Here is a 25,218-nt window from a genome sequence, read left to right as displayed (position 1 = left end):
GATAAGGTAAAGCGCTGCCAGTCGCTCAACTGGCACTTATTCTAAGCTGCGCAATGCGTGGCTTTTTTATTATCTAAATTCCATAGAGAACAAATAATTTATGAGCACATCAATAGGGATAACCCTCGGTGCTGCTGGTGGCGGTGCTATGGGTGGGTTCCTTATTGGTGCCGACTATGGCGTCGTGCTGGGAGCTATTATCGGAGCATCAGCCTCAGTTATTGCATCCAGAGATAATAACCGGAGAAAGATACTTCACTTTATTTTAGCTCTTGGTGCGGGGATCCTTATCGCTAAAGAGGCTTCCGATGTTATTTCGCAGATATGGAGTTGGGATATTAGCCCCAAAATAATGGCAATTGTTATTTCGGCATTACTTATCCCTGTTCTCGTTCTTGCAGCAAATAGAGATAACCTCAAAAAATTATTTATCCGTACATTTACCTCGATAGATAAAAACTTCAGCAGTATCACGCAAGCCATTAAAGATTGGCGAAATAAAGGAGGTAGCTAATGAGTACCGTCCTTAATTACTTAAATAGTATTTCGCTATGGGTAGACAGTCACCCACTCGAAACTGTCGATGCTTTTCTTTTGCTGGCGTCTGCAATAACAGTGTTTCTTTGTCGGTATGCCAAACGTCGTGACTCTATTGTTGGTACCGCATTGTTTATTTGCTGGGTTTATCAAATATACGAGACCTTAGTTGGTGAACGTACCTCTGCTCCATCCGATGTGCTTTTTGATGGCGTTATCTTCCTCATTATTTTCTCTGCTGGTGGCAACATTATGTCCATTGTCGTTATCAGCAAACTTATAGCAAAAGTTAAATCAATCGGGTTGCTGATGATGCGACCGTTTACTTTCAAGGTGAAAAAATGACATTAGGTGAAAAGCAACGCAAGTTTACTCGCATGCTTGCGGATTTAATTATCTTTGCGTATGACAAGGGATATGCTGTCTCGTTGGGTGAGGCTGAGCGAACTCCAGAATGTGCTGCATTAAATGCGAAAAAAGGTACTGGAATTAAAAACAGCTTACACACTATGCGTCTGGCTATTGATTTGAATTTATTTAAAGACGGCGTGTATTTAAGCAAAACAACAGACCATCAAGAGCTTGGTGAATATTGGGAATCAATTGGCGGTACATGGGGCGGTCGATTCAATGATGGCAACCATTACTCGTTAGAGCACAATGGTGTGAAGTGATATGAATACGCTGACTAGGGTATTAGCTGGCGTATGCGTGATTCTTGTTGTCTGGATTGGCTGGGTGATGCGTGATTATGGCAATCTAAAGGATGATTACACTTCGCTGAAAAAAGATAATACCCAGTTAGAAGGTGATAACAAACAGCAATCTAAAGTTATTGCCACCCAGTCATTTGAGTTTAATCGTTTTAACCAAATAGCTACCACCGCTTATCGTTATGGGATTTCCACTGATGCTAACTCAGAAAATAGAGTTATTGAGTATAGAAAAATACTTCAAAAAGAGCCTACCTGTGATTTGTACATTCCTGATGATATTGGTAACAGGCTGTACAACTACACAAAAGGTTTACGTTCCAGCGCAATGCACCCCGATACCGGAGTCGTTAACCGAGCCTATGATAGTTCCATTACCTCCAGCAAGATAACGTATTGCCAAGCTGTTTACTGGATAGACCCATTAATATCAACCATTGATGGTGGTAATGCACGATTTAAAGCCATTAGGGATATTGAACAGCAACGACAGGTGATTAAATAAAAATGGGCGCGCATAACCGAGCGTCCATTTTGATCAAAGGTCAGGTCATTGTGGTTATTTGGTGTTTTTAACCAGCGGGCTTTCCCATTTTTCATTCAATAATTTATATACAGAATCGAAGTCCTTTTTTAGTCTTCCTTCAGCGGTATAGTCTTTGTCATATATCTCAGCTGCTAGCAGAGTTATAGTTAATTCAAACAGCATTTTACGCTTCTCTAGAGGGGGCATATCTTGGTTCATTTTTGATTCCTATAAATTTAAATAAATAGCATCAGCTCCTGCTAAACAGGGATGACATTATGTCGACCGTAGGCGCGAAAAAATTGACATACGGTACTTATATTACTTAGGGCGACAATGATGCTTTTCAAGGGAAACGTGAACAAATGGTGATTTTTAATTTGTTATTAAGGAAAGAGAATGCCACATATTAAACTATTTTTTTGTACACCCACTGACCAAGATATCAAGGTAATCATTGAGCGAGTTAACCATGAGCTGTTAGGTAAGCCATTAAATGATAAGACTGCAAAAGAGGCTCGTGAGTTAGCGTTAAAGTATGCAACAGATATGATTTCAGTTGAGTCTGAACTTACGTATTAGTATTCAGTGAATAACTTTCTACAAACGCCATTCATAGAGTGGCGTTGATAGAGATTTACACAGGAGATAAACACGATGGCTAAACCGGATTGGGGGACGCTACAGTAACAGTTCCACACATAACGTTATTTTGTGAGGGAAAAATAAAAATGCCCCAGATATCGGGGCGAAGTAGAGAATAATAGTTTATGAATGTGACGTCACTATACGTTAATCGTGAATGACCACAATCTGAAAAAGGTAGTAATCTCAAGCAGATGGTCAGATTAGAGCTTTGATGAATATCTCCTTTCTTATACATAAGTCAAATATGCGTTATTCATTATATTTAGCTAGTGTTAGTATCTCTCAAAAAGGGGATAACTAATGATTTCATGGTTCGATGTTATGGCTCTTCTTGCGATACCAATAATTATATTGTTTGTAGTTATAAAGATGGCAATAGGAAGTCATAAGATGCTAGAAAAAAGTGAGCAAGTAAAAGGGGAAGTATTAGAAGCTCACTGTAATGAACTAGAAAATTCAAATAATGAAGTTCAAGCAAAGAAACTAAAGAAAGAAATAGCAACAAAGATAATCTGGTACAGGGTATGCTCTGTTGTACTATTGATACCGGTCCTATATTTTTTGTTTAGATAACACCTCGCTTAGTACGGGGTTTTATTGCAAATCACAAAGCTCACTACGGTGAGTTTTTTAATTTGTTATGAGGGAAACATTATGGCTAAGCCGGATTGGAGCGAGCTACAAAAACAGTTCCTGTCTGACTATGCTAAATCAGGAATATCCCCTAAAGAGTGGTGTGAAGACCAGGGACTTAATTACGTAACAGCAAGGCGATATATTAAAAAGCCAGCTGCGCAATCTGCGCAAAAAAAATTGCGCACTGCGCACGAAAAAGAATGCGCAAAAGAGCCTATATATAATAGCGTAATACCAACTGCGCAGAGTAGTGAACAAGATAATGCGCACGATGATGAAAACGTCTTAAACCTGCGCAACTACAAGCTTAGTGACCTACAGGCTAAATTCGTTAATGAGTATCTTATCGACTTAAACCGGACTGCTGCATATAAGCGAGCAGGAGGAAAATGTGAAGGACATAACGCCTACACTAGCGCAAGTCGGATGTATAGAAATGTCGAGGTCAATCGAGCAATCAGAGACGCGCTAGCAGAACGTGAACGCAGAACCGAAATAACCCAAGATGCCGTATTAAAAATGTGGTGGGATATTGCGACTGCAGACGTTAACGAGCTAACTGAATACCGTCGATTGTGCTGCCGCCATTGTTGGGGCTTTGGTTTTAATTATCAGTGGCGTGATGCGGTCGAATATGACGATGCGGTGAAAAAAGCCACGGCGGCAAATAAACCACTTCCAAAAGATGTTGGTGGCTACGGTTACGATGACACGTTAGACCCTAACTCTGATTGCCCTAGATGTAATGGCGCTGGTATTGGTCGTACGCATTTTCATGATACCCGTGACTTAACTGGCGCGGCTCGTCGTTTATTTGCTGGCGTGAAAGAGGGTAAGTTTGGTGTCGAGGTTATCACTCGTAATCAAGACGATGCGCTTAAAATGGTTGCACAGCATTTAGGTATGCTGAAAAACAAAACTGAAGTAACTGGTGCAGATGGTGGGCCTATTCAATCAACAGGAATCGATCTAAGCCACTTAAGTTTTGAGCAGCTCATACAGTTAAGAAAAAGTTGAAAAGCTACCCATTATTTAACATAATGCGCTTATAGGAACATCTTATAGTAAATTAATAGATGAAAAAATATCCTAGAATAGAAAACTAACGACAAATGGAAATTAAAATGATGAGTATAATTGAAGATAGTGCTAAATTGTTTATTGATAAAGTTCTTTTTAATGAAAAGACGCTTCTATTTATACAAGATTTGGTTAGGGATAAATGGAATAATACTTCAAAGAAAGGTAAAAAATTAGTAGAGGAACTGATCAATGATAATGATAAATTTAATAAATTCATGAACTCTCATATATATGAAACTTTATTTTTCAAAACAATAGACGGGAAGCATGAAAATATATTTATTGATGAAATATTCATTGAATCAGAACTAATAGATAGCAAGAAAGAAAAAAAAACAATATTAGATATCCTTGAGTTAAGTAAAAACAATGTATTATGTATAGATGGTATTGCTGGTCATGGGAAAAGTACGCTATTGAGAAAGATTCTTTATGAATCGATAGTTTTAAAATTCAAAATACCACTGTTTATTGAGCTTAGAAAAATAAACGCTGGTAATAGTATTATTGATGAAATTATAAAAATATTTAATTTTTCAGGCTTGAGTCCAAATAAAGATGTTGTTGAATCGGTATTATCTAGCGGAAGGTTTTTATTACTTCTTGATGGGTTTGATGAAGTTAGTTCAATTTTTGAAAAAAAAGTTTATGAAGAGATTGAATTCTTAAAATTAAATATAAGAACTCCAATGATAATTACATCAAGACCTGACACTGCAATATGCAATACTTCAATGGTAAAGAATTTATCTTTAAAAGACTTAACTGGTGAAAAAGCACTTGCAATAATAAAGAAGAGGATGGATGATGAAAACTATGAGAAAGCCAGGGGGATACTTGAAAATAATCATGCCTTATTAAATTCACTAATAACACCAATACTAGTTTCTTTATTTTGTGCATGTTATCCAGAGTCAGACTATATACCTCTAACGGCAAGTGACTATTATGACCGTATATTTAATATTCTTTATGATGGTCATGATAAGAGAAAGCTTTATTATGATAGAGAGAAAAAATTAAAACTATCTACCGATAGTGCCTTGAATGTATTTACAGCATTTAGTTTTCTATGCTTCATAAATTCAAAGTTATCATTTGATAAGTCATTTGCGAAAGATAAAATTAATAAATCACTTGAAAAACAAGGCATTGAAAATGATGAGTTAGACCAGTCCAATTACTTGGATGATTTGATAAGAGTCACGGGTCTTATTAAAAATGATGGGTATGATAATTTCACATATATTCATCGGAGTATTCTTGAATATCATGCAGCTAAATATATTTTAGAGTCGGACTCGAAAAAAATAGCTTACCAGAATAAAATACTGGATAAATTAATTAATTTAGATAATCGATACATTGCTATAACTGAATTTTTGTTTGATAAAGATGAAGAATCAACGATAAAAAACATTGGAATTCCTTTGTTTGAATTTTTGGGGTTTGGGAGGGGAAGTATTCATAAAGAAGAAATAAAGAAAAACTTACTGAGAATAGTAATGAAGGATGCTAGAGTTGCATCTGTTTTTCATAGAAAATTAATTAAAAAGAAAAGATCATTTGGTGAGGATGCCGGAGTTTTTGTAACAAAATCTCAGGATGAAAATGAAATATCGAATTCGATAAATATTTTTATAAGAGATAAAAGCCAGAAGATAGACTCCATATCAGAAAATGTACAAAATATTTTATTGAATGATAGGCTAGCCAATAAGTTCATTAGAGGGGCGGCAAATGTTGACTACATTGAAGGTGATAGAGTAAATATTGATCTTGAGGCTCTTGATATAGACCTAAATGATGATAACTCACATAAAACTATCGATCTAATCAATGAGTTTAATTTAATGACTCAAGTTCTTCATGGTTTAGATGAAACAGTAGAAAAGTTAACTAAAACGTATAATGGTTTATATGGTAAATTATCACTAATGACATCTAATGACCATGATTTTGATTTATAATCATAAAGCTGTTATCAACTATTATGTGATTATAGAAAATTAAGCTAAAAAAATAGTTTCAGCAAAGTTTAATATAATGTAATCAGTTTTGTCGTATTAACAAGCAGTGGCTGCAACTATTCGTGGTTAGCCACTTCGTTTATGTAATTAAGGCATAGTATTACTATGCCGGTGACAAACGACCATTTGCTAACCATGTCATTACCGTACTTGTCTGTGGTTGATAAATGGCAGTATTCAATACTTAAGTAAAATTAATAATATTTATCCGAACTTAATATAAACACGCTTACATACCCTACGACTTTTCAAATCAATTAAAATGTCACTCTAAACAGATAAAAGCCTAAATCTTCTCTTTAAATTAGGGCTTTTTATTTGTTGCTAATTTGTTATCAAAAACTCACATTCCATTTCACTGTCATTTTGAGGTGAACGGGCTATTTATTATATTTTAGGTGTGGCTATGAATATCGATTTCAGTTTGTTTGATGAAGAGATCGAAAGGGAGATAGCGCGCCGCAGTTTGCATGAGTTCATTCAGTATATAAACCCGGAATACATCACGAGCCATTTCTCTCAAACGGTGTGCGATGCGCTAGATCAGTTTTTGTTAGACATGATGGATGGCAAGCGCCCTAAGCTAATATTGGGCGCACCTCCACAGCACGGTAAGTCCGATATTGTTTCACGTTATCTTCCTGCCTACTTCTTTGGTAAATACCCGAACATGCGTGTAGGGGCGTTATCATATTCGTCTGATTTAGCCGGTGATATGAACACCGATGTTCAGCGAATTATGATGTCGGCGGAATATCGTGCGTTATTTCCTAAGAGCTGGTTAGGTAATAAGCCTGAGAATGGCATCGCTGTTAAACGTAACTCTGACGAGTTCGGCATTGCCAATCACAAAGGTAGCTATGTGTGTGCTGGTGTGGGTGGGCCATTAACAGGTAAAAAAGTTGACCTCGGTATTATCGATGACCCGATAAAAAACTCGAAAGAAGCGCTTAGCCCGACGGTTAAAAAATCGATTTGGAACTGGTACGTTTCGACTTTTAAGACCCGCTTATCAAAAAACAGCGGTGAAATCATCATGGCCACGCGGTGGGCGACCGACGATTTATCTGGCCAATTAAAAGAAAAAGCTCCTGAAACCAAGGTACTTGCATTCCCTGCCATTAATGAGCAAGGGGAAGCGCTGGTACCGGAACTTCACCCTATCGATAAGCTGTTGGAAACCAAGGCAATACTGGGTGATTACTTCTGGTCTGCCATGTATCAACAGTCGCCAAAGCCGGGCGACGGTCAAATCTTCCACGAAGAGTTTGTACGCTATTACTTACCTAAAGACCTACCTGATAAATTCGACAAGGTTATTCATAGTTGGGATATGACCTTTAAAGACAGCGACGGTACCGACTATGTAGTGGGGCAGGTTTGGGGCAAGAAAGATGCCAATGCCTATTTGCTCTATCAAATCCGAAAACGCATGAGCTTCACCCAAACTAAGGATGCCGTGAAGCTGCTCGCGGAAAAATTCCCTGAAGGGCGCCGTAAGCTGGTGGAAGACAAAGCCAATGGCCCAGCGGTAATTGATTCGTTGGAATCTACCGTGTCAGGCTTAATTCCTGTTGAGCCAGACGGCAGCAAAATCGCGCGCGCTCACGCATGTACCGCCGAGTGGGAGGCGGGTAACGTGTGGCTACCACACAAAGACATTGCGCCGTGGATAGTGGAAACCGTGGAGGAAATTACCACGTTCCCATTCGCTGGCCATGACGACACGGTGGATGCGATGACACAAGCGTTGCGTGATTTATATCAGAAGAAAAAAGGCGGTTTCTTTACAACCAAGAGGTAATTCTATGTGGCCGTTTAAAAGGCGAAAAATTACAGAGCAGATTGCACCGCCGAAGCGGTCAGCGTTTACCACAGATTTGTACCCTGCATTAGCAAAAGAGAATGGATTTAACGGGTTAGTTTTACCACAGCCAATGATTAACGGTGTGGGGATGGACAGTATTGATACTTCCGTTCCCTCATTTAAAGGCGAGCAAGTTTATGGTGTGCCTGAATCGCAAGCGGCTTGGTATGCCTCGCAAATGTTTATTGGCAACAATATGTGCGCCATCATTGCGAAACATTGGCTGGTGGATAAGGCCTGTAATATGCCTGCCCGTGATGCCATTCGCCAAGGGTATGATATTGATTGCGATAATGACGATGACAGCGCTATCAGCAAGAAGCTACGCAAGCGCGATAAAAAGTACCGCATACAGCATCATTTGAAAGAGCTTATTCACTTTGGGCGTGTGTATGGCGGTCGATTAGCGCTGTTTGTGGTGGAAACCTCAAACCCAAAAGAGTGGTACGAAAATCCCTTTAATATCGATGGTGTGACTAAAGGGATGTACAAGGGGATCAAGCAAATAGACCCGCAATGGGTAACGCCTGATTTAACGGATTCAAATATCCAAGACCCTGCTAGTATGGATTTTTATGACCCCACTTATTATGTGATTGGTGGTCGCAAATACCATAAGTCGCACTTTATTAAATTTGTTCCGTTCCCTGTGCCTAATGTACTTAAGCCGCTTTATAACTACTTTGGTGTTTCGGTACCAGAGCGCATCTATGAGCGAGTCTATGCATCGGAACGAACGGCAAATGAAGCGCCCCAACTAGCAATGACTAAGCGGTTATTGACGATTGGTATGGCTGATCCTGAAGGTGCAGATAAGAACACCATTCAGGAAAACATGCTTTATTTTATGGAGATGCGCGATAACTATGGCGTGCAGGTGATGGGAAAAGAGGACGTTGCACAGCAGTTCGATACTTCGTTAGCGGATTTAGATGCCACCATTATGACGCAGTACCAGTTAGTTGCAGCTGCGGCAAACGTACCTGCTACTAAGTTGCTGGGTACCACACCAAAGGGCTTTAATGCCACGGGTGAGTATGAAGAGTCGAACTACCGTGAGGAGCTAGAAAGCGTCCAATCAAACGACTTAGACGAACTTTTACAGCGCCATTATGACATGTTGATGCGCAGCGAAGATCTACCGCTGACTGAAATATTGGTCACGTGGGCGCCACTCGATAGCCCAACGGCAGCAGAGAGTGCCGATATTGAGTTGAAATCAGCTCAGACGGATGCGGCTCTAGCGGCTACGGGCGCCATTGATGGGTTGGATATTCGTAAAAAACTCGCAGCCGATAAAGAGTCGAGCTATTACGGCATTGATGTGAACGAGGACGATTATGTCGAGGAGAATACGAGTCCGAACGAAAAAGGCGAGGTGGGCAACCTCTCGCCAAGCGGTATTGAAGGGCAAGCCCCTACAGTACTCAGCAGCGCCATCTAGCCGTTATCAACGTGACATGTCACGTTTAATTAGTTCAATGATTAAAGACTATGAAAAAGTATTTAGTGATCTGAGTGATGATTTTGACGGCGCCACGATGGACGCCAGTATCGCGAGTCAAACGCGTATTTGGCTCAACCGGTTAAAACGCAAGTGGGATAAAATCTTTACTACGCAATCGAGCACCATGGCTGATAAGTTTGTTTCTCAAGTGGACATCGGTGCTCAACGTAATTTAGACGACTCCCTCAAGCAGCTTTCAGGCGGCATCACAATTAAAACACCTGCGATGCCAGAAGCGTTAAAAGACAAAATAATTGCTGCAACAGCTGAAAATGTCTCTCTGATTAAATCCATTCCTACTCAATTTCATCAGCGTATCGAAAGTGCGGCGTTGCGCTCTATCTCACAAGGCGGTGAGGGTGCGAAAACCTTATTGGATGTAATCAGGCACACTGGCAATGTCACGGAAAGACGAGCGAAGATTATCGCTGTTGACCAAACGCGAAAAATCACGACTACGGCAAACTGTGAGCGCATGAAATCGGTTGGTATTCGTAAAGCCATCTGGAACCACTCGGGAGGAAGCTCAGAGCCAAGAGCGTTACATCTGCATCTAAATGGAGAAGAGTTCGATCTAGATAACCCACCGGTGATTGATGAAAAAACCGGTGAGCGAGGATTGCCCGGGCAATTGCGCGAATGTAAATGTTTTATGACGCCAGTTATCGATTTTGGTGAGGAGACATGACAAAACGAACCTATGACAACAACGGCTGGCTCGAAGTAAAAGATAACCCCATCTCTAAAGTTGGGGTTTTTGATTATTTGGGGGCTGAAATCGGGGCGCCGATACCCGACAAAATCTATCGCGTATTACGCCCACCGGAAGAATTAGCCAGCGAAGAGACCATCAACTCTTTCAAGTTAACCCCGTTCATTATTGAACATGAAATGCTGGGTAAATATGCCACCCCAGCGGAGAAGAAAGGCATTCAGGGTGTTATTGGCGAGAACGTGTATTTTGACCCACCGTATCTTAGAGCCAATATCAAAATCTTTTCTGATGTTGCACTTAGCAATATAGACAGCGGCAAAATCGACCTTTCACCGGGTTATCGCAGTAAATATGAATTCACCTCTGGCATTTATGAAGGCCAACACTATGACGTCATTCAGCGTCACTTACGTGGAAATCACCTCGCATTAGTGGATGAAGGGCGAACCGGCCCTGACGTCGCTGTGCAAGATCACCTCGTTATCACTATCGACACAAAGGAATTTATTCGCATGAACGAAGAAGAAAACAAAGAGAAGCAAACCACTGATGAAGGTGCGTTTACAGAGGGGCAAGTCACTGCGCTGAAAAGCATTATTGCAGAGGTGATTGCACAAACTAAGCCTTCAACCGATGAAAATCTGGAAGAAGAAAAGAAATCTACTGACGCTGATCCCGAAGAAGAACAGAAAGCGGAAGAAGCCGTGGCAACCGCTGAAGTTGCAGCAGAGGAAGCCACAACCGGTACACCTGAAGCCGTAGAAGCTGCCGAAGTTGCGATTGAAACCGCCGTTGAAGCTATCGAAGAAGCCAAAGAGCATCTCGACCAAGCGACTACGGATAGCTTAAATCGCCGACTCAAACGCTTAAAAAACGGCATCGGCACAATGGATGAGATTGCATCCTTAAAACGCAAGATTAAGCGTTTGGAAGCATCAAAGCCCACCATGGACACAGGCGCACTGCTAAAGCAAATCGGCGAGCGTGATTCGTTAGCTCATAAGCTGACTCCGTTCCTTGGCGTATTTGACCATGCAGCTATGACCAAGCAACAAGTGGCGGAGTATGGTGTTGATAAGCTCGGCATCCAATGCGGTAAGGGGAATGAAGCCATTGCGCTTGATGCGTGGATGCAAGGGCGTGTACCGGATTCTCAGAAAGCTACGGCAACGATGGACTCTGCGGTTAGCAATCAATCAATTATGGATAAATGGGGAGCGAAATAATGGCAATTCCTAAATCAGTGGCGGATGGCTTAACGTCTGGTGTCGTGGGTGAAATCAGCCATGCAGGCCCGATTCGCGCAGTAGCGGCAATTCTCAGTTCAAAAGATGAGAAAGAAAACATTTTCGGTCGCGCTTTCACCTACAAAGATGATTCCGTTGAGTCTGTTCAAGTTGGCGGTGATGGCGCATTTGCTGGGATCATGATTAACCCGAAAGCGTATCGTGTTGAAGTAGGTTATGCACGTAACGGTACGCAAGGTGAGTTTTTGGCAATGGGTGAGGTGTACGTCGAACTCGAAGAGGGGGTAGGTAAGATCAATGCACCGGTTGTCTTTGATGAAACGGATGGCTCTCTTTCTTCTAAAGCCGTACCTGCAGCTGGCGACCGCGTGATTGGTTTTGTTAGTCGTCACGTTGAATCCAGCGAATCAGCCCATTTGAGTGTTATTCGCTTAACAGAAATCCCATACCCAATGGCAGTAAAGGAAGGTGAATAATGCCAGTTAGCAAGCAAAAGTTTTATATGTCCGGTCGTAAAGTTAAAGAAAAAGGGCAGCTTAATATCAATCCCGCTCAGAAGTGGACATACGAAGAGTTAGACAAAATCGGCTTTGGTGGACTGGCTGCAATGGACTCCGCAATTAGCGGCGCAGCAGTGCAAGGCGGGCTAATTCAGCGCGAGATGTTACAGCACGTTCTCCCTGGTCTTATTCGTACTGCAACTCGTGTTAGCGTACTGGATGAAATCACCGGTGTATTGAATGCGGGTGAGTGGCACGATGAAGAAATCATCTTAAACGTGGCAACACCAACCGGTAAAGCTGAGCTTTATGGTGATCATACCAATGTGCCATTAGCGTCTTACATTCAAGATCAAGAACGCCGAGGTATCGTGCGTTTCGAACAAGGCTTCCAAGTCGGTAAGCTCGAAGAAGCGCGTCAATCTGCAGCAGGGTTTGAATCAGCGGCAGAGAAACGTAATGCGGCGGCTGAGTCCTTAGAGCAAGGTCGTGAACGTATTGGTTACTACGGTTTTAACGCCCCTGAAACCCGTGTTTTCGGTCTGTTAAATGAGCCTAATTTGCCGGCTTATGAAACTGCATCGAAAAAGTGGAAAGGCGGTACGTTTGCGGATATCACCAAAGATATCACTGACATGTTCTCACGCATTGAGATCAACTCTGGCGGTATTATCAAAGATGACATCAATATCACGTTAACGCTACCGTTGGGCTACCGTTCAGCACTAAATGTCGCTAACCCTGTAGCGCGTGGTGAGACCGTGTATCAGTGGGTGAAAGAGAACTATCCAAACATGCGCTTTGTATTCTCGCCTGAATTTGTCGGCGCGAATGGTGGGGCTGATGTGGCGTATATGTTTGCTGATACCGTGGATGATGGTTCAACCACAACCAGCGCGACTATCTTGCAAGTCGTACCGGTTAAGTACCAATTGCTGGGCTCACAAGCTCAAATTAAAGGGTATTTAGAGGATGCGACTAACGCAACAGCCGGTGTCTTTGTCACGCGTCCTTGGGCGATCACTCGTTTAACGGGCATCTAACCTAACCACTTCCTTTTTTACGCCCTCATTTGAGGGCTTTTTTATTGGAGAAAGCTATGTCTCTCTATGTTTATTGCACGCTATCAAACGACCAAAATTACTCCGTTAAAGACGGTAAAGTGTTTATTGCGGGCCAAGCCAACATCATGACTAAGCACATGTATACCCCGCGTGGGCGTGTCACGGAAATTAGTGATGAACAATACGCCCAACTTAAAGATAACCATGTATTTCAGTTGCATAAAGAAAACGGGTTTATCAGTGTGGAAAATCGCAAAGAAGATCCAGACAAGGTGGCGACAAATATGGAAGCCAGTGACAACTCAGCGCCTGAAACACCAGAATCACTGGAAGCGGCTAAGCAGGAAGTCCCGAAAACCAATAAAAAGGGTAAATAATGATGGATACGAGCACATTTCCGATTGAGTCATTTCGTGTGCTCTATCCACAGTTTAGCGGCATTGAAAATGATGAAATTTTTATTATTGCTCAATCTGCGTTGAACTATTTTTCTCCTTGTCGTGGGGTTTGTACTAACGAACTGTGGATGCTAGTTGTTGCACACATGCTATCGCTTAGAAAGATGATTGCTGATGATGAATCCCCAACGGGGGTTGTGACTAGTGTGACCATCGATAAAGTCAGTGTGTCATTCACGGCACCGCCTGCCGGTTCTGATTGGTCGCACTGGTTCAAAATGACGACCTACGGGCAGCAGTTCTTAGCGCTAATTAAACGCTGTAGCGTACCTCAATACTTTGGTGGTGCAGGTGAGCGCTCGGCATTTCGTGGCGTTGGTGGTCGATTCACGCGAGGAGGTCGGTTGCGTTAATGACGAAATTAGCCCAGTTAAAAGCGGTTTACGATGAGTTAGCCAAGAAACAGCTTAAAGTCGGCTTCTTTGACCATTCCAAATACCCTGATGGTACGCCCATTGCGTATGTTGCTGTTATTCAGGAATTAGGTTATCCCGAAGGCGGTATTCCTCCTCGCTCGTTTTTTCGCCCCACCATGAGTGATAAAAAATCAGAGTATGGTTCGTTAATCTTTCGTGCCGCTAAAGCAGCTGCAAAGGGAAATATCACCGTCACTGATGGGCTAACTCAAGTGGGTGCAAAAGCGGCTAGTGATGTGAAGTTAGCCATCAAAGCAGTAACAACGCCTGCGTTAGATGATGCAACAGTAAAGGCTCGAGCTCGGCGACATAGCAAAGGCAAATCGACGAATAAGCCATTGGTCGATACAGGTCAGATGTTAAATGCGGTCACTTTTGCTGTGGAGGACAAATAATGTTTGGTAATTTGCATCGTATAGCTTCTCGTTATATCCCACAGCAAAAAGCCTTGTGGTTTCGCTTCAAAAGCCGTGAGCCCGATGATTTAGGGCACGACCAAAATCAGTATCATGAACCGGTTGAGATCCGCGGGAGTTGGCAAGCGGTAGATACCCAAGATGCTCAAAGCATGGGATTTGATTCAAACACGGTTTATCGGCGCTTCTATACCTCTCACGATATCAAGGGCATTCAACGTGGTACCTCACCGGATTATCTTGTTTTCAATGGCAAGAAATACGATGTGATGGGCGATGCGGATTGGTATGAGCAGGACGGCTGGAAATCAGTGATCTGTATTGAGGTAGGCGCTTATGACGGATAACAATGTTGATATTGCTCTTCGTAAGCAGCTTATTTTTCAACTTAAAGAGGCAGGAATTGATATCCCAGTGAAAGCAGGTTTTCAATCGACGAAGCAAGGTCGTGAAGAAAACATGTTGATGTTTTTCCCTATTGATGAGCATGGTCACGGATGGCAGGGGCGAAAATACAACGTTCAAGGTGAAAAGGCGAATCACCAAGAAAGCCAGTTATCTGAGAAAACATACCAGTTTCAAGCCCTAATCACTGATTCTGAGCATTATACAGCGGGAGACATTACCGCTATTGTCAGAATGATTACCAACTCTTTGCCGTTTGTTGAAGCATTAAGAAAGCAAGGTATTGGTATTCAACGCGCAAGTACAATTCGTAGACCTTATTTTCTTAATGATCATGGCAACTACGAACAAAACCCCTCGTTCGACCTGACAGTTTCATTCACCCGGACATTACTTCCCGATACAGCGGCTGTTAGTGCGCTCTATCCTGACATTCACCGCATATAAGGTTTTACTATGCCAATTAAACAAACTCGATACGTTGATATCGCATCGGCGGTTATTGGCGCGTCTGCAGTTCCGATGCGTAAACTAATCGGCCGCTTATTTTCAACCAACCCCAAAATTCCCGCTGGTAAAGTTTTAGAGTTCGCCAGTGGTCAAGTTGATGAACTGCTAGGCGCGGATTCACCCGAAGCGCATTTTGCGCGTCAGTATTTCAGCTATGTCAGTCCAGCACCGGTTAGCAAGCCTAAAGCGCTGCAAATCGCATCTTATGAGCCAGTAGGACGAGCGCCTACGTTGTTCGGCACCAAGGCAGCGTCGTTAGCAGATTTAAAAATGATTACGGATGGCACCTTGTCGGTCACTATCGGTGCTATCACCAAAGATTACAAAGACTTGGATTTATCCGAGGTGAAATCGTATGCCGATATTGCCTCGCTGATCCAAGCGAAACTGAATGCCGAGCCTGAGCCTCAATTCTCAAGCAGCTATTTGACGTTTAACTCATTGAATAGTGCCTTTGAATTAAGTGGTGGTATTCAAGAACGCGCCTCTATCAGTGTGGCTTACTCCGTGTTGGCGAATGCGATGGGGTTATCATCCGGTACCGCATCCGAAGGTAATCCAGCACAAACACCACTCGAAGCCTTTATCGTTGCTGAGCAAGTTTCCGATTCCTTTGGTAGCGCGACATTCTTAGATGAAATGTCATTAGAGCAGGCGGTACCGCTTGCACAGTACGTCGCCGGTGAGAATGTGAAGTATCAACTTCATTTAAGCGTGAGTAAAGGCAAGGTTGAAGATTTTAGCGCAGCATTAATCAGTACCGCCTCTGTGGGGCTTAATCTTAAAACTGAAAATGGTTACCACGTCCAAGCGCTGCCAATGGCAATAATGGCGGCAACCGATTATGACCGCACTAACGCGACAACGAACTACATGTTCCGTCAATTTAGCGTGACGTTCCCAGCGCAGGTTACTACTGACCAGGATGCCAACCTTTACGACAAATCGCGTGTGAACTACTACGGTGAAACGGCGGTTGCCGGTTCGCAGATTCGCTTTTATCAGCGCGGGTTCTTGTGTGGTGGTACATCGAATCCATTGGACATGAGCGTCCATGCTAACGAGCAGTGGTTAAAAGCCTATATCGCACAACAGTGGTTCAGTGTATTGCTTTCCACGCGTGGTGTTCCAGCGAATAAAGACGGGGAAGCCCGTGCGCTCATGGTGATTGCTGGCGCAGTGACCAAAGCATTGGACAACGGCACAATTTTAGCCGGTAAGACAATTACTGAAGTTCAAAAACTGGCGATTGCCGATGCTTCCGGTGACGATCTCGCTTGGCATGATGTGCAGGACAAGGGCTATTGGTACAACGCCCAAATCGTTGAAAGCACTGGCGAGAGTGGATTGCCCGAGTATGTCATGAAGTACGTATTAATTTACGGAAAAGGCGACTGGGTGCGTAAGGTCGAAGGCTCACATAATTTAGTGTAAGGAACAGATAATGAGCGACATTTCAGCAACAGGCTTGAGTTTAACGATTCAAGCCTCTAAAACTTTTCCAGCCGGTATCTTAATTACCACCTTTGCCGATGATGCCGACCCGCTGGATTTACCGGCTGTCGATATTGCACAAACCGGTATGGACATTAACGGTAATTTGGTGAGCTGGTCAACACCGACGCCGCAGACGGTGACAATTAACGTTTTAGCCGGTAGTGAAGAAGACCAAAATCTGTCGATTTTGCTCGAAGCTAACACAGCAAAAAAAGGGCGTCGCCATGCCGGTGATATGATCACGATGGTGGCATCGTACGGAGATGGTTCTACAGTCACAGCACGTAACGGAAAAATGACTAATGGTAGTCGCGGTAATTCAGCGGCATCTGCAGGTAAGTTGAAAGCGAAGCAATACACCTTTGTTTTCCAAGACTTCGACAGCACGCGAGTCCGTTAATTCACTTCCAACTATGGCGGGGCTTCCCGCCTTTTTTATAGGTTCACATCATGTTAATTAAACCCAAAGAAGTCGCTATCAAAGACGTTGATGGTGACGAAAAGCTATTTGTGATCAGCCGACTACCGGCAACTGTCGGGCGTGAAATTTTGGCTAAATACCCACTGTCCAACGCACCAAAAATTGGTGATTACGAAGTCAGTAAAGAAGCTATGTTGAAAATGATGGCGTATGTCTGCGTTGTCGTTGATGGGGATGAAATTCCACTCAAAACACAAACATTGATTGATAACCATGTCCCGGACGGTGAATCGTTGATCCGCTTAGAGCTGGAGATGTTGAAATATAACACCAGTTTTTTCGAGGGCGACGGGAACTCAGGCTTCCTCCATTACCTGCTCAGCAAGGTAAGCGGTTCACTCCCGTCGATTATAAAAACGCTGATGGGTTCTTTGCAGTCATCCTCAGCGAAGACCTCGCCACCCTCTCAGAGCTCAAAACCTCAATAGATTTAGAAGAAGCGATGGACCTGTGGGAAATCGCTATCATTAATCGCTATAACGAAGCTTTAGCCACATCACAGAAATGAACCGTATGATTTTAAAATATACTATTGTGTGTTTTACTTGATTGGTAATTTAACTTATTGGTGAATATATGAAAAAGTCTATTGGGGTCTTAGCGGCTATAGTATTACTTTCTGGTTGTAAAGTTGATGTAGAGACAAAAGTTAATACGGACGATCTTCTTTCCACTGAGCACAAATTAGTGCAAGGGAGTATTAATGTTGAGGTTCCGTCATGTAATGACTTTGAAGATTCAAGAAAAGAATCAAAAAGCTTAATTGAAATAAAACAAAAACTGCCTACCGTCTTTAAAAATATTGAATTTAAAGAATGTTATAAACAGAAATTTAATTCGTATGCGAGTTTTTCAGTACCAGTCGGTGTGGGTTATTTTGATGATAATCCAAAAGCAGTAGATGCTGAAATTTATGTTTTCGCGAATAAAATTACTTATGCAGGTATTGTTTTAATGGGCGATACTGCAAATAAATTAGCAAATGCAAAGAAATCTTCACCCGGTGAACTAAATCTTGCTATGACACTAGTTTTAGAAAAAGGTAAGCAACCCATTCCGAATATTGCAGCACTGGGTGTATATATGACTGGTATTGAATCTAAAAATTCACCAATTACACTTGGTGGAGTTAAAATTGAAGGTAAAGAAATTAAGTTAAGATTATCAGATGTTTCTAACTCAATGATTGAGAATGGTAAGATTACATCAGTTTTAGTGAAAGCAGAATATTTAGAAGGACTGTTAACACAATTGAAACCGTAATTATCATCTATAACAGTTTAGCCGCCTAATGGGCGGTTTTTTTATGCCCAAAAAAGGTGATTTATGTCGTTAATAGACACGTTTGTTCAAGTCTTTGAATTTGATACTCGGCAAGCTGATAAAGCCTTCGACAAAGTTCAGCGTTCAACGGATGACATTATCGAAAGCATGAAGAAAACTCAAGAAGCGGCAGAGCAGAGCTCACTCACGTTCGGCAGTGTGATGAACGAGCTATGGCAATCGCTCCAAGGGCTATCCGGTGAGCACCCCATTGATTTTTCAACAAATGCCGAAGAGGTAAGTGCACAGACTGGCGCTGTGAAGTCACAATTGGATTCTGTGAGTACCGCTTTAATCGCTTTGGATGAGCAGCGTGAGGTCACGGATGCTGGTTGGAGTGAAACTCAGTCGACATTGGGTGCGTTGGATGAACATTATCAATTACTGCACGGTGATATTGCTCAACTATCTTCGGGCATGGTTGAGCTTGAAAACACAGAAAATCAAAGTGTTGCCACTAAACGTTTAGCTAACGCGATAATTCAAGCCTTACAAGGTAATTACAAAGAGCTGATCCGCATTGTTGATGAAATGCGAGCCAAGGGAATTGAGGCGGCAAATAGTGAAGTCAAAGTACAAAGTGAGGTTCAAAAAGCCTTAGACAACACCGACGCTAAATACCAAAAAACAGGTAACACCGTCGTCTCTTTTGCAAAAAAAGCATTAGGTGCAGTGGGCTTATTGATGGGTGCGACTGCGATGGTTAGCGAGTCTGTCACGCGCTCCGCTGAGATTGAATCACTTGATAAGCTAGGCAAAAAAATCAATGTAGCCACCGCCGATGTGGATGCATTTGCAGGCTCAATGGCTGAGCTTGGCGGGACGCGAGATGCAGCTCAAGCCGATTTATCCGCAATGGCAAAATCGTTTGGGTTTACGAAAAACTCCATGGAAAAAGTCCTGAAAACGGCTGATAAAGTGCAGGGCATGAAGTTCGATAAAGCCAAGGCGACGTTATCTGCGCTGGGTGTGACCGATGATAAAACGGTCGAACTCATGATGAAGGGGCGTAAAGAGCTTGAACGGATGATGGGTATTCAAAAAGAATACTCGGGCATCAATAAAGAAAGTATTGAGCAATCTATCAAGTTCAATAACGCCATGCAGGGTTTTAAGCAGTCTTCCGGCTTGCTGAAAAACAGCTTTCTTGAAATGGTGATCCCTGTTTTAACCAAAGGATTGGAATGGATTAATAAGTTTGTTGGTTTCTGCAAAGATAACAAACAATTAATGGTTGGTTTCTTCATTGCGATAGGCTCTGCAGTCGCGATTTTCTATGTCCCTTCAATGATAGCAGCGGCAACTGCTACGCTTGCGGCAACGTGGCCCATATTGGCAATTGTTGCTGTTATTGCCTTACTTGCTGCCGCATTTGCGTTTGTCTATGACGACATTATGAATTTCATCGACGGCAACGATTCGATGATTGGTCGTATTCTTGACGAATACCCTGAGTTAAAAGAAGTCATCCTACGACTCTGGCAAACGTTTAAAATTCTGTTTGATTATCTGATGGTTGCGGTGAAGTTTGTCGCCGATATTGTCGTCGACGCCTATAACTCAATGAACAATGCGTTAAATCAGTTTATTGACTGGTTAGTGGTAAGTATCAACGCAATTGTCAGTTGGGGGAATGATTTCAAGGGTGTCTTTAACACCGTATCGGATGCTGTCGTCGGCATTTTTAAATGGCTGTGGGCGCAAATACAGCAATATCTCGGCTGGATCAATGATGGACTGGACGCGATTAAAAACAGCTGGAGTACGGTTAAAGGCTTGTTTGGCTTTGAAGATGCGGAAGTGACTCAGACGGTTGAGCGTAAAGTCTCTGCAGATGGAACAATCGAACACTCGATCCCTGAAACACCAAAGTTATCTGAAGATGATACCGCCTTGCTTGTGAAAGGGCTTAACCAACAAATAACGGGCATGTCGACTAACCCGATGAATCCTGTCACTAGCCAAGCAATCAGTAATCAGTCCAGCACGACTAACGAAACCAATCTTTCAATTGGTGAAATAAAGGTTGAAACACAAGCGACGGATGCGCAGGGCATGGCTAACGGTACAAAAGATGCACTTCAATCACAGTTGCAAGATTTAGGGCACCAAACTAGCTCGGGGGTAAGCAAATGATCACCGAAGTTAAAATATTCAATGTGGATAATTTTACGACGTTATTTGAAACCGCAAGCCCGATTCAAATCAATGTCCGTGACGAGCATAAAGCGACGCAGTTTGCTGTTGAATCAGGCGAGACGCGTAGCGATCATGTCGTTGTTCAACCGGTTGAAATTGGTATGGACTTAATTCTCTCTGGCGAGATGAAAAATGCGTTTGAGCTTATGCAGCAAGCGTATGACAAACATCAATTAGTCGGCATTCAAACGCGCGTTAAAACCTATCAACCTATGTTGTTAGTGAATTTCTATCATGATGAAATTCCTGAAATGTCAGACGCGATTAAGTTGTCATTACGTTTCACTGAGTGGCGAACGGTCGAGCCGGAATACGGTGACTTACCGCCACGCAAGGTTGTCAAAAAAGAGCAATCAAGCACTGTGAATCGCGGTAAAGTTCAAACTTCGACGGTACCAGAGAAGAAGAAAAAATCGGCAGCCGCTAAGGTTGCTGATGGCGAATTTACACTAGGGGAATGGTAATGCAAGAGATTCCATTAAATGCAGTCCCCAACCAACGATTGCGGGTAAGCCTTGCCGATGATGAGTGGGAACTCACGATAAAAGTGGCTCGTAATGTCATGTGCTGCGACATTAAACGTAATGACGTAACCCTAATCCAAGGTATCCGCGTCATGCCCAATCAACCTCTGATCCCATATCGCTATTTATCTGGTACCGGCAATTTTGCATTTATCACAGACAACGACGAGTTGCCGTGGTGGGAGAATTTCGGAAAGGCCCAATATCTTGTTTGGTGGGGTGATGATGATTGATTTACGTCGCATTAGAGTCGGCATCGAGGTGAATGGTCGCCTTCAGTGGTATGAAGGCTTGCGAATCAAAGCCAATGGCACCAAGTATGCCAACCCATTACAGAATGAATGTACAGTTAACATTGACGGTTTAAATGCGGATACGCGCAATATGCTATTAACGGAAACCAGTCCGTATGCAAAAAGTAAAACGCCGCACCGGTTAATCGTTGAAGCTGGTCGCGCCAGTACGGGAGTATTTCGGATTTATGTCGGCGATATTGTCAGTGCTGAAGTAGCTTCACCACCGGATGTCACGCTGACATTGAAAGCCAAAACCAACAATGCCACCGCACGAGAAATGGTATCAACGTCTGGGGAGGAAATAAACAAGCTGAGTGATATCGCAAAAAATATCGCCCAAGACTGCCATGTTAAGCTCGACTTTCAAGCCACTGATAAGAATATTGCCAACTGGTATTTTTGCGGCTCTGCACTTAAACAGGTCGAAAAGCTGCAAGAAGCAGGCAAAGTCAAAGCGTTTATTGATGATGATGTGTTGTATGTCAAAGACCAGGATAAGGCCCTAAGTGGTCGCCTGCGTATTTTAAACCAAAAATCCGGCATGGTAGGCATCCCAAAAGCCACTGAAAAAGGCGTTGATGTCACTTATCTCATTGATGCGGAGTCGTCGCTCGGCGGTATGCTTCGCCTTGAAAGTAAGTTTAATCCTGCACTCAACGGCGATTACATTATCGAACAACTCAAGTTTGATATTGCTTCCCACGACGATCCATTCTTCTATCAAGCGACCTGCAAACGAGTATAAACCATGAATCAACCCAACAGTGATATTGCTAGCGAAGGCAGCTTGGCAGGACAACTCTCGGCTGCATTTCGTAATTTCTTGATGAACATTGATGACATGTTGCCCGCGACGGTGGTGAGTTATGACGACCAAACCAACCGCGCGGTTATCAAACCGTTAGTGATGATGGTGTCCACGGAAGGGCAAAAAATGGGGCGAGCAGCGGTGCCGAATATCCCTGTTTTTCGTTTTGGTGGTGGCGGCTTTTTTATCCGCATGCCGATTAAGCCGGGTGATTTTGGTTGGCTCAAAGCCAATGACCGAGATGTTAGTTTGATTTTTCAGCGAGGCGGCTTAGAAGATGAACCCAATACAGCGCGTTTGCATACTTTCAGTGATGCCATGTTTTATCCCGATACGCTGAAAGGCTGGCTGATTGATGGGAAGAATGCGGATGCGCTGGTGATTCAATCCATGGATGGTTCTGTGTGCCTATCGTTGCACGAGGGTAAAGCTGTGCTGGATTCGCCCATTCTCGAAGCTAATGTGCCTGAAACCACGTTTAACGGCAATGTGACCATCAACGGCAACCATGCGGTTAACGGTAACAGTGACTCAAACGGTGGAACAATGAAACACAACGGTAAAGATATTGGTTTCACGCACAAACACAGCGGTATTCAGCGTGGTGATAGCAATTCAGGAGAGCCCATATGAGGACATTTAACGTCAACAGTAATAACGATATCCATCTCGGTAATGACGGAAACTTGTCGATTGTGAGTGGTGAACGGGCATCAGAAAAACGCTGCGAACACTATGCCAAAGCGTTACGCGGCGAGATGCTGCACAAGTTGGATTTGGGTATACCGTATTGGCAAACTACGTTCGGACGTCAAGCGGATATCCCCTTGTTTGAATCTGCGTTCCGTGACCGCATGCGAGAGTTGGACGATGTGATATCGGTCGTGTCATTTTCGGCATTAATCGCAGATAACACGCTGAAATATACTGCAGTGATCCAAACGATTCATGGGGAGATAACACTTAATGGCTGATTATCAATTTATTACATCGCAAGGGGTTGTCGTTCCTGATACCAGCACATTACGTGATGAGGTCGAGAACGAATATAGAAGCGTGTTTGGTCAGGATTTAGATGTTAACCCTGAAATCCCGCAAGGTGCCCTGATCACCATGGAAGTAGAGAGCCGGGACGCAGTTGCACGCAATAATGCTGAGCTAGCCAATCAAATCAACCCTGATTTAGCCGGTGGAATTTTCCTTGATGCAATCTGGGCGCTGATGGGAGGTCAACGCTTTAATGCGACACACTCATTTCTGACTCAGGTTAAGTTTAGTGGTGTCGCTGGTACCATTATCCCTAAAGGTTCACAGGCGACAACACGGGGTGGCGATCTTTTTGAAACAACCAAAACCTTAATTTTAGGTAAAGACGGCACTACCACAGGCGATATGCGTTCCATTGAGACGGGTGCTATCGAGTGTGGCGTTGGTCAGCTTGATAAAGTGGCCAGTTCAGTGCTTGGCTGGGAAACTGTCAGTAATCCAACATCGGCAACATTAGGGCGAATTGAAGAGTCCGATTTACATGCAAGGCGCAGACGCAAGCAAACACTGGCCAGAAATACGGTAAGTGTCGGCGAGGCGATTACATCAGCACTCTATGAGTTGGAAGGTGTGCGTTCTTTGGCATTTAGAGAGAACTATGGCGATACGCCAGTCATTATCGACGGGATTACCTTAGTGCCTCATAGCGTTTACGTTTGTGTTGAGGGCGGTGATAAGAATCAAATTGCTCAATCTTTACTGAGAACTAAAACACTCGGCGCAGCCTTTAACGGCAGTGAAGAAGTTGAGGTGCTGGAGAAAATCAGCGGTCAAACGTATCCCGTGAAATTTGATAGAGCAAAAGAAATCGTGTTGTTTTGTCGTGTGACCGTAAAAAAAGCCACGGTAGATGCACAAACTATTATTCCAAAAGCGGTCGAGTCTTGGGCGAATGGTGATGTGGAAGGCGACGGCGGTTTAGTGGTTGGGCGTGATGTTTCACCTTTCGAAATTTCAGCCGGTATTAACACCGTAGAGCCAAGACTGTTTATTACGCGTGTAGAGCTTTCAACAGATGGTAAAGCGTGGTCTTCTAATAACTTCACGATAAAGCTGAATGAAGTGGCTCGTATAAAAGGCAGTGCTGTACAAGTGGTGATCGTATGAAATCAGTACAATCATTTGATTTTCATTCGGATTTATTAAAAGCCATTCTTTGGCAATATGAAGAGGCTGAAAACCTCAAGGCACTAGCAAAATACAAGTCAGATTACTTTGAGCGTTCCACCATAGAATTTTGGCGTAACTGGTACCGCGATGTTTTTAATATCGACACGGTAAATGAATTTGGGCTCAATATCTGGTCACGTATCCTCGATGTACCGTTAGGGATTGACGTTCCTCCCAGCGATAAAACGAAAGTGGGGCTTGGTTTTGGTAAAAAGAAAGCCAATTTTAAAGCTAACTTTCGGCGAAACTCAGATTACACACTATCACTGACGGTAGAACAAAAGCGGCTGATTATCCGCATGCGCTACTTCAATCTGACCCAAAGCCCCACCGTGACCAATATTAATGAGTTCTTGCGTCGATTTTTCTGGCAAGAAGACAGCAAAGTCTTTGTTTTAGACCCACTCGACATGACTTACATGTACTACGTCTTCAACTACAACCCTGATGAACGCCTGCGACTCCTTTTAGAAAACTTTGATCTTATGCCTCGCCCGTCGGGTGTTGGCGTCAAATATCGCATTGTGACGAAGAAATCCTTCGGTCACGGAAAATTCCGCAAAAACTTCCTGAGCAGTAATTTCGGAGCATAAAA

At 43.0% G+C, this 25,218-nt stretch carries 32 protein-coding genes; 31 read left to right on the top strand and 1 reads right to left on the bottom strand.

Annotated features, from left to right (window positions below):
• Positions 1-100 precede the first annotated feature (100 nt).
• From PR799_RS08465 to PR799_RS08450, 4 genes are read left to right on the top strand one after another with little or no spacing between them, the layout of a single operon-like run.
• Entirely contained in the window at positions 101-514 is a 414-nt protein-coding gene (locus PR799_RS08465; protein ID WP_272521709.1) for a putative holin, read from the top strand.
• On the top strand, positions 514-882 hold the full coding sequence (locus PR799_RS08460) for a hypothetical protein (RefSeq protein ID WP_272521708.1): 369 nt from the start codon (positions 514-516) through the stop codon (positions 880-882). The genes PR799_RS08465 and PR799_RS08460 overlap by 1 nt, the downstream gene beginning before the upstream one ends.
• The gene (locus tag PR799_RS08455; protein ID WP_272521707.1) at positions 879-1,211 is read left to right on the top strand and encodes a M15 family metallopeptidase; all 333 of its coding nucleotides are present in this window, start codon (positions 879-881) and stop codon (positions 1,209-1,211) included. Before PR799_RS08460 ends, PR799_RS08455 begins: the two co-directional genes overlap by 4 nt.
• Before the next feature lies 1 nt (position 1,212).
• Positions 1,213-1,755: a hypothetical protein gene (locus PR799_RS08450; protein ID WP_272521706.1), complete on the top strand. Its 543-nt coding sequence runs from the start codon at positions 1,213-1,215 to the stop codon at positions 1,753-1,755.
• 54 nt (positions 1,756-1,809) lie between these two features.
• Here PR799_RS08450 and PR799_RS08445 read toward each other — a convergent pair whose 3' ends face one another.
• On the bottom strand, positions 1,810-1,995 hold the full coding sequence (locus PR799_RS08445; RefSeq protein WP_272521705.1) for a hypothetical protein: 186 nt from the start codon (positions 1,993-1,995) through the stop codon (positions 1,810-1,812).
• Positions 1,996-2,175: 180 nt separating this feature from the next.
• Here PR799_RS08445 and PR799_RS08440 point away from each other — a divergent pair, with 180 nt between their 5' ends.
• The 27 genes from PR799_RS08440 to PR799_RS08310 all read left to right on the top strand — a co-directional run bounded on the left by PR799_RS08440 (position 2,176) and on the right by PR799_RS08310 (position 25,216).
• Positions 2,176-2,358, top strand: a complete 183-nt coding sequence (locus tag PR799_RS08440; protein WP_272521704.1) for a hypothetical protein — start codon at positions 2,176-2,178, stop codon at positions 2,356-2,358.
• A gap of 366 nt (positions 2,359-2,724) precedes the next feature.
• The gene (locus PR799_RS08435; RefSeq protein ID WP_123381746.1) at positions 2,725-2,997 is read left to right on the top strand and encodes a hypothetical protein; all 273 of its coding nucleotides are present in this window, start codon (positions 2,725-2,727) and stop codon (positions 2,995-2,997) included.
• Between the two features lie 81 nt (positions 2,998-3,078).
• Positions 3,079-4,077, top strand: coding sequence for a terminase small subunit (locus PR799_RS08430; RefSeq protein ID WP_272521703.1), 999 nt, complete (start codon positions 3,079-3,081; stop codon positions 4,075-4,077).
• A gap of 107 nt (positions 4,078-4,184) precedes the next feature.
• Entirely contained in the window at positions 4,185-6,113 is a 1,929-nt protein-coding gene (locus PR799_RS08425) for an NACHT domain-containing protein (protein ID WP_272521702.1), read from the top strand.
• Between the two features lie 466 nt (positions 6,114-6,579).
• The gene (gene terL / locus PR799_RS08420) at positions 6,580-7,977 is read left to right on the top strand and encodes a phage terminase large subunit (RefSeq protein WP_272521701.1); all 1,398 of its coding nucleotides are present in this window, start codon (positions 6,580-6,582) and stop codon (positions 7,975-7,977) included.
• Between the two features lie 4 nt (positions 7,978-7,981).
• The gene (locus tag PR799_RS08415; protein ID WP_272521700.1) at positions 7,982-9,484 is read left to right on the top strand and encodes a phage portal protein; all 1,503 of its coding nucleotides are present in this window, start codon (positions 7,982-7,984) and stop codon (positions 9,482-9,484) included.
• A gap of 37 nt (positions 9,485-9,521) precedes the next feature.
• Positions 9,522-10,235, top strand: a complete 714-nt coding sequence (locus tag PR799_RS08410) for a phage head morphogenesis protein (RefSeq protein ID WP_336298633.1) — start codon at positions 9,522-9,524, stop codon at positions 10,233-10,235.
• Entirely contained in the window at positions 10,232-11,488 is a 1,257-nt protein-coding gene (locus tag PR799_RS08405) for a DUF2213 domain-containing protein (protein ID WP_272521698.1), read from the top strand. Before PR799_RS08410 ends, PR799_RS08405 begins: the two co-directional genes overlap by 4 nt.
• On the top strand, positions 11,488-11,985 hold the full coding sequence (locus PR799_RS08400) for a structural cement protein Gp24 (protein WP_272521697.1): 498 nt from the start codon (positions 11,488-11,490) through the stop codon (positions 11,983-11,985). The genes PR799_RS08405 and PR799_RS08400 overlap by 1 nt, the downstream gene beginning before the upstream one ends.
• Complete coding sequence (locus PR799_RS08395; RefSeq protein WP_272521696.1) at positions 11,985-13,052, top strand: major capsid family protein; 1,068 nt, start codon at positions 11,985-11,987, stop codon at positions 13,050-13,052. The genes PR799_RS08400 and PR799_RS08395 overlap by 1 nt, the downstream gene beginning before the upstream one ends.
• Positions 13,053-13,108: 56 nt before the next feature.
• Positions 13,109-13,450, top strand: a complete 342-nt coding sequence (locus PR799_RS08390) for a hypothetical protein (protein ID WP_154634582.1) — start codon at positions 13,109-13,111, stop codon at positions 13,448-13,450.
• Between the two features lie 2 nt (positions 13,451-13,452).
• Complete coding sequence (locus tag PR799_RS08385) at positions 13,453-13,884, top strand: DUF4054 domain-containing protein (RefSeq protein ID WP_272521781.1); 432 nt, start codon at positions 13,453-13,455, stop codon at positions 13,882-13,884.
• On the top strand, positions 13,884-14,342 hold the full coding sequence (locus PR799_RS08380; RefSeq protein WP_272521695.1) for a hypothetical protein: 459 nt from the start codon (positions 13,884-13,886) through the stop codon (positions 14,340-14,342). The genes PR799_RS08385 and PR799_RS08380 overlap by 1 nt, the downstream gene beginning before the upstream one ends.
• Positions 14,342-14,710, top strand: a complete 369-nt coding sequence (locus PR799_RS08375) for a phage collar protein (RefSeq protein WP_272521694.1) — start codon at positions 14,342-14,344, stop codon at positions 14,708-14,710. Before PR799_RS08380 ends, PR799_RS08375 begins: the two co-directional genes overlap by 1 nt.
• Positions 14,700-15,215, top strand: a complete 516-nt coding sequence (locus PR799_RS08370) for a phage gateway protein (protein WP_272521693.1) — start codon at positions 14,700-14,702, stop codon at positions 15,213-15,215. Before PR799_RS08375 ends, PR799_RS08370 begins: the two co-directional genes overlap by 11 nt.
• A 9-nt stretch (positions 15,216-15,224) precedes the next feature.
• Positions 15,225-16,712 (top strand): DUF3383 domain-containing protein, encoded by a 1,488-nt coding sequence (locus tag PR799_RS08365; protein ID WP_272521692.1) that lies wholly within the window; start codon positions 15,225-15,227, stop codon positions 16,710-16,712.
• 10 nt (positions 16,713-16,722) lie between these two features.
• A complete protein-coding gene (locus PR799_RS08360; RefSeq protein ID WP_006814742.1) occupies positions 16,723-17,175 on the top strand; it encodes a phage tail fiber protein in 453 nt (150 codons plus the stop codon).
• 50 nt (positions 17,176-17,225) lie between these two features.
• Positions 17,226-17,684: a hypothetical protein gene (locus PR799_RS08355; RefSeq protein ID WP_108478003.1), complete on the top strand. Its 459-nt coding sequence runs from the start codon at positions 17,226-17,228 to the stop codon at positions 17,682-17,684.
• A 148-nt stretch (positions 17,685-17,832) separates the two neighbouring features.
• Positions 17,833-18,519, top strand: coding sequence for a DUF7424 family protein (locus PR799_RS08350; protein ID WP_272521691.1), 687 nt, complete (start codon positions 17,833-17,835; stop codon positions 18,517-18,519).
• Positions 18,520-18,582: 63 nt separating this feature from the next.
• A complete protein-coding gene (locus PR799_RS08345) occupies positions 18,583-20,715 on the top strand; it encodes a hypothetical protein (RefSeq protein ID WP_272521690.1) in 2,133 nt (710 codons plus the stop codon).
• Positions 20,712-21,242 (top strand): phage baseplate protein, encoded by a 531-nt coding sequence (locus PR799_RS08340; protein ID WP_272521689.1) that lies wholly within the window; start codon positions 20,712-20,714, stop codon positions 21,240-21,242. The genes PR799_RS08345 and PR799_RS08340 overlap by 4 nt, the downstream gene beginning before the upstream one ends.
• Complete coding sequence (locus tag PR799_RS08335; protein WP_442959913.1) at positions 21,236-21,535, top strand: phage baseplate plug family protein; 300 nt, start codon at positions 21,236-21,238, stop codon at positions 21,533-21,535. The genes PR799_RS08340 and PR799_RS08335 overlap by 7 nt, the downstream gene beginning before the upstream one ends.
• Complete coding sequence (locus PR799_RS08330) at positions 21,528-22,343, top strand: baseplate hub protein (protein WP_272521778.1); 816 nt, start codon at positions 21,528-21,530, stop codon at positions 22,341-22,343. The genes PR799_RS08335 and PR799_RS08330 overlap by 8 nt, the downstream gene beginning before the upstream one ends.
• 3 nt (positions 22,344-22,346) lie before the next feature.
• Complete coding sequence (locus tag PR799_RS08325; RefSeq protein WP_272521688.1) at positions 22,347-23,039, top strand: Gp138 family membrane-puncturing spike protein; 693 nt, start codon at positions 22,347-22,349, stop codon at positions 23,037-23,039.
• On the top strand, positions 23,036-23,380 hold the full coding sequence (locus PR799_RS08320) for a hypothetical protein (protein WP_272521687.1): 345 nt from the start codon (positions 23,036-23,038) through the stop codon (positions 23,378-23,380). The genes PR799_RS08325 and PR799_RS08320 overlap by 4 nt, the downstream gene beginning before the upstream one ends.
• Complete coding sequence (locus PR799_RS08315) at positions 23,373-24,560, top strand: baseplate J/gp47 family protein (protein WP_272521686.1); 1,188 nt, start codon at positions 23,373-23,375, stop codon at positions 24,558-24,560. Before PR799_RS08320 ends, PR799_RS08315 begins: the two co-directional genes overlap by 8 nt.
• The gene (locus tag PR799_RS08310; protein WP_272521685.1) at positions 24,557-25,216 is read left to right on the top strand and encodes a DUF2612 domain-containing protein; all 660 of its coding nucleotides are present in this window, start codon (positions 24,557-24,559) and stop codon (positions 25,214-25,216) included. The genes PR799_RS08315 and PR799_RS08310 overlap by 4 nt, the downstream gene beginning before the upstream one ends.
• Positions 25,217-25,218: the final 2 nt, after the last annotated feature.

It is taken from the genome of Providencia sp. PROV202, from assembly GCF_028479565.1.
In the GTDB taxonomy this organism is placed as follows: domain Bacteria; phylum Pseudomonadota; class Gammaproteobacteria; order Enterobacterales; family Enterobacteriaceae; genus Providencia; species Providencia zhijiangensis.
Note: the sequence above shows the minus strand (reverse complement) of the source record. Positions and strands in the feature narration are given on the sequence as shown.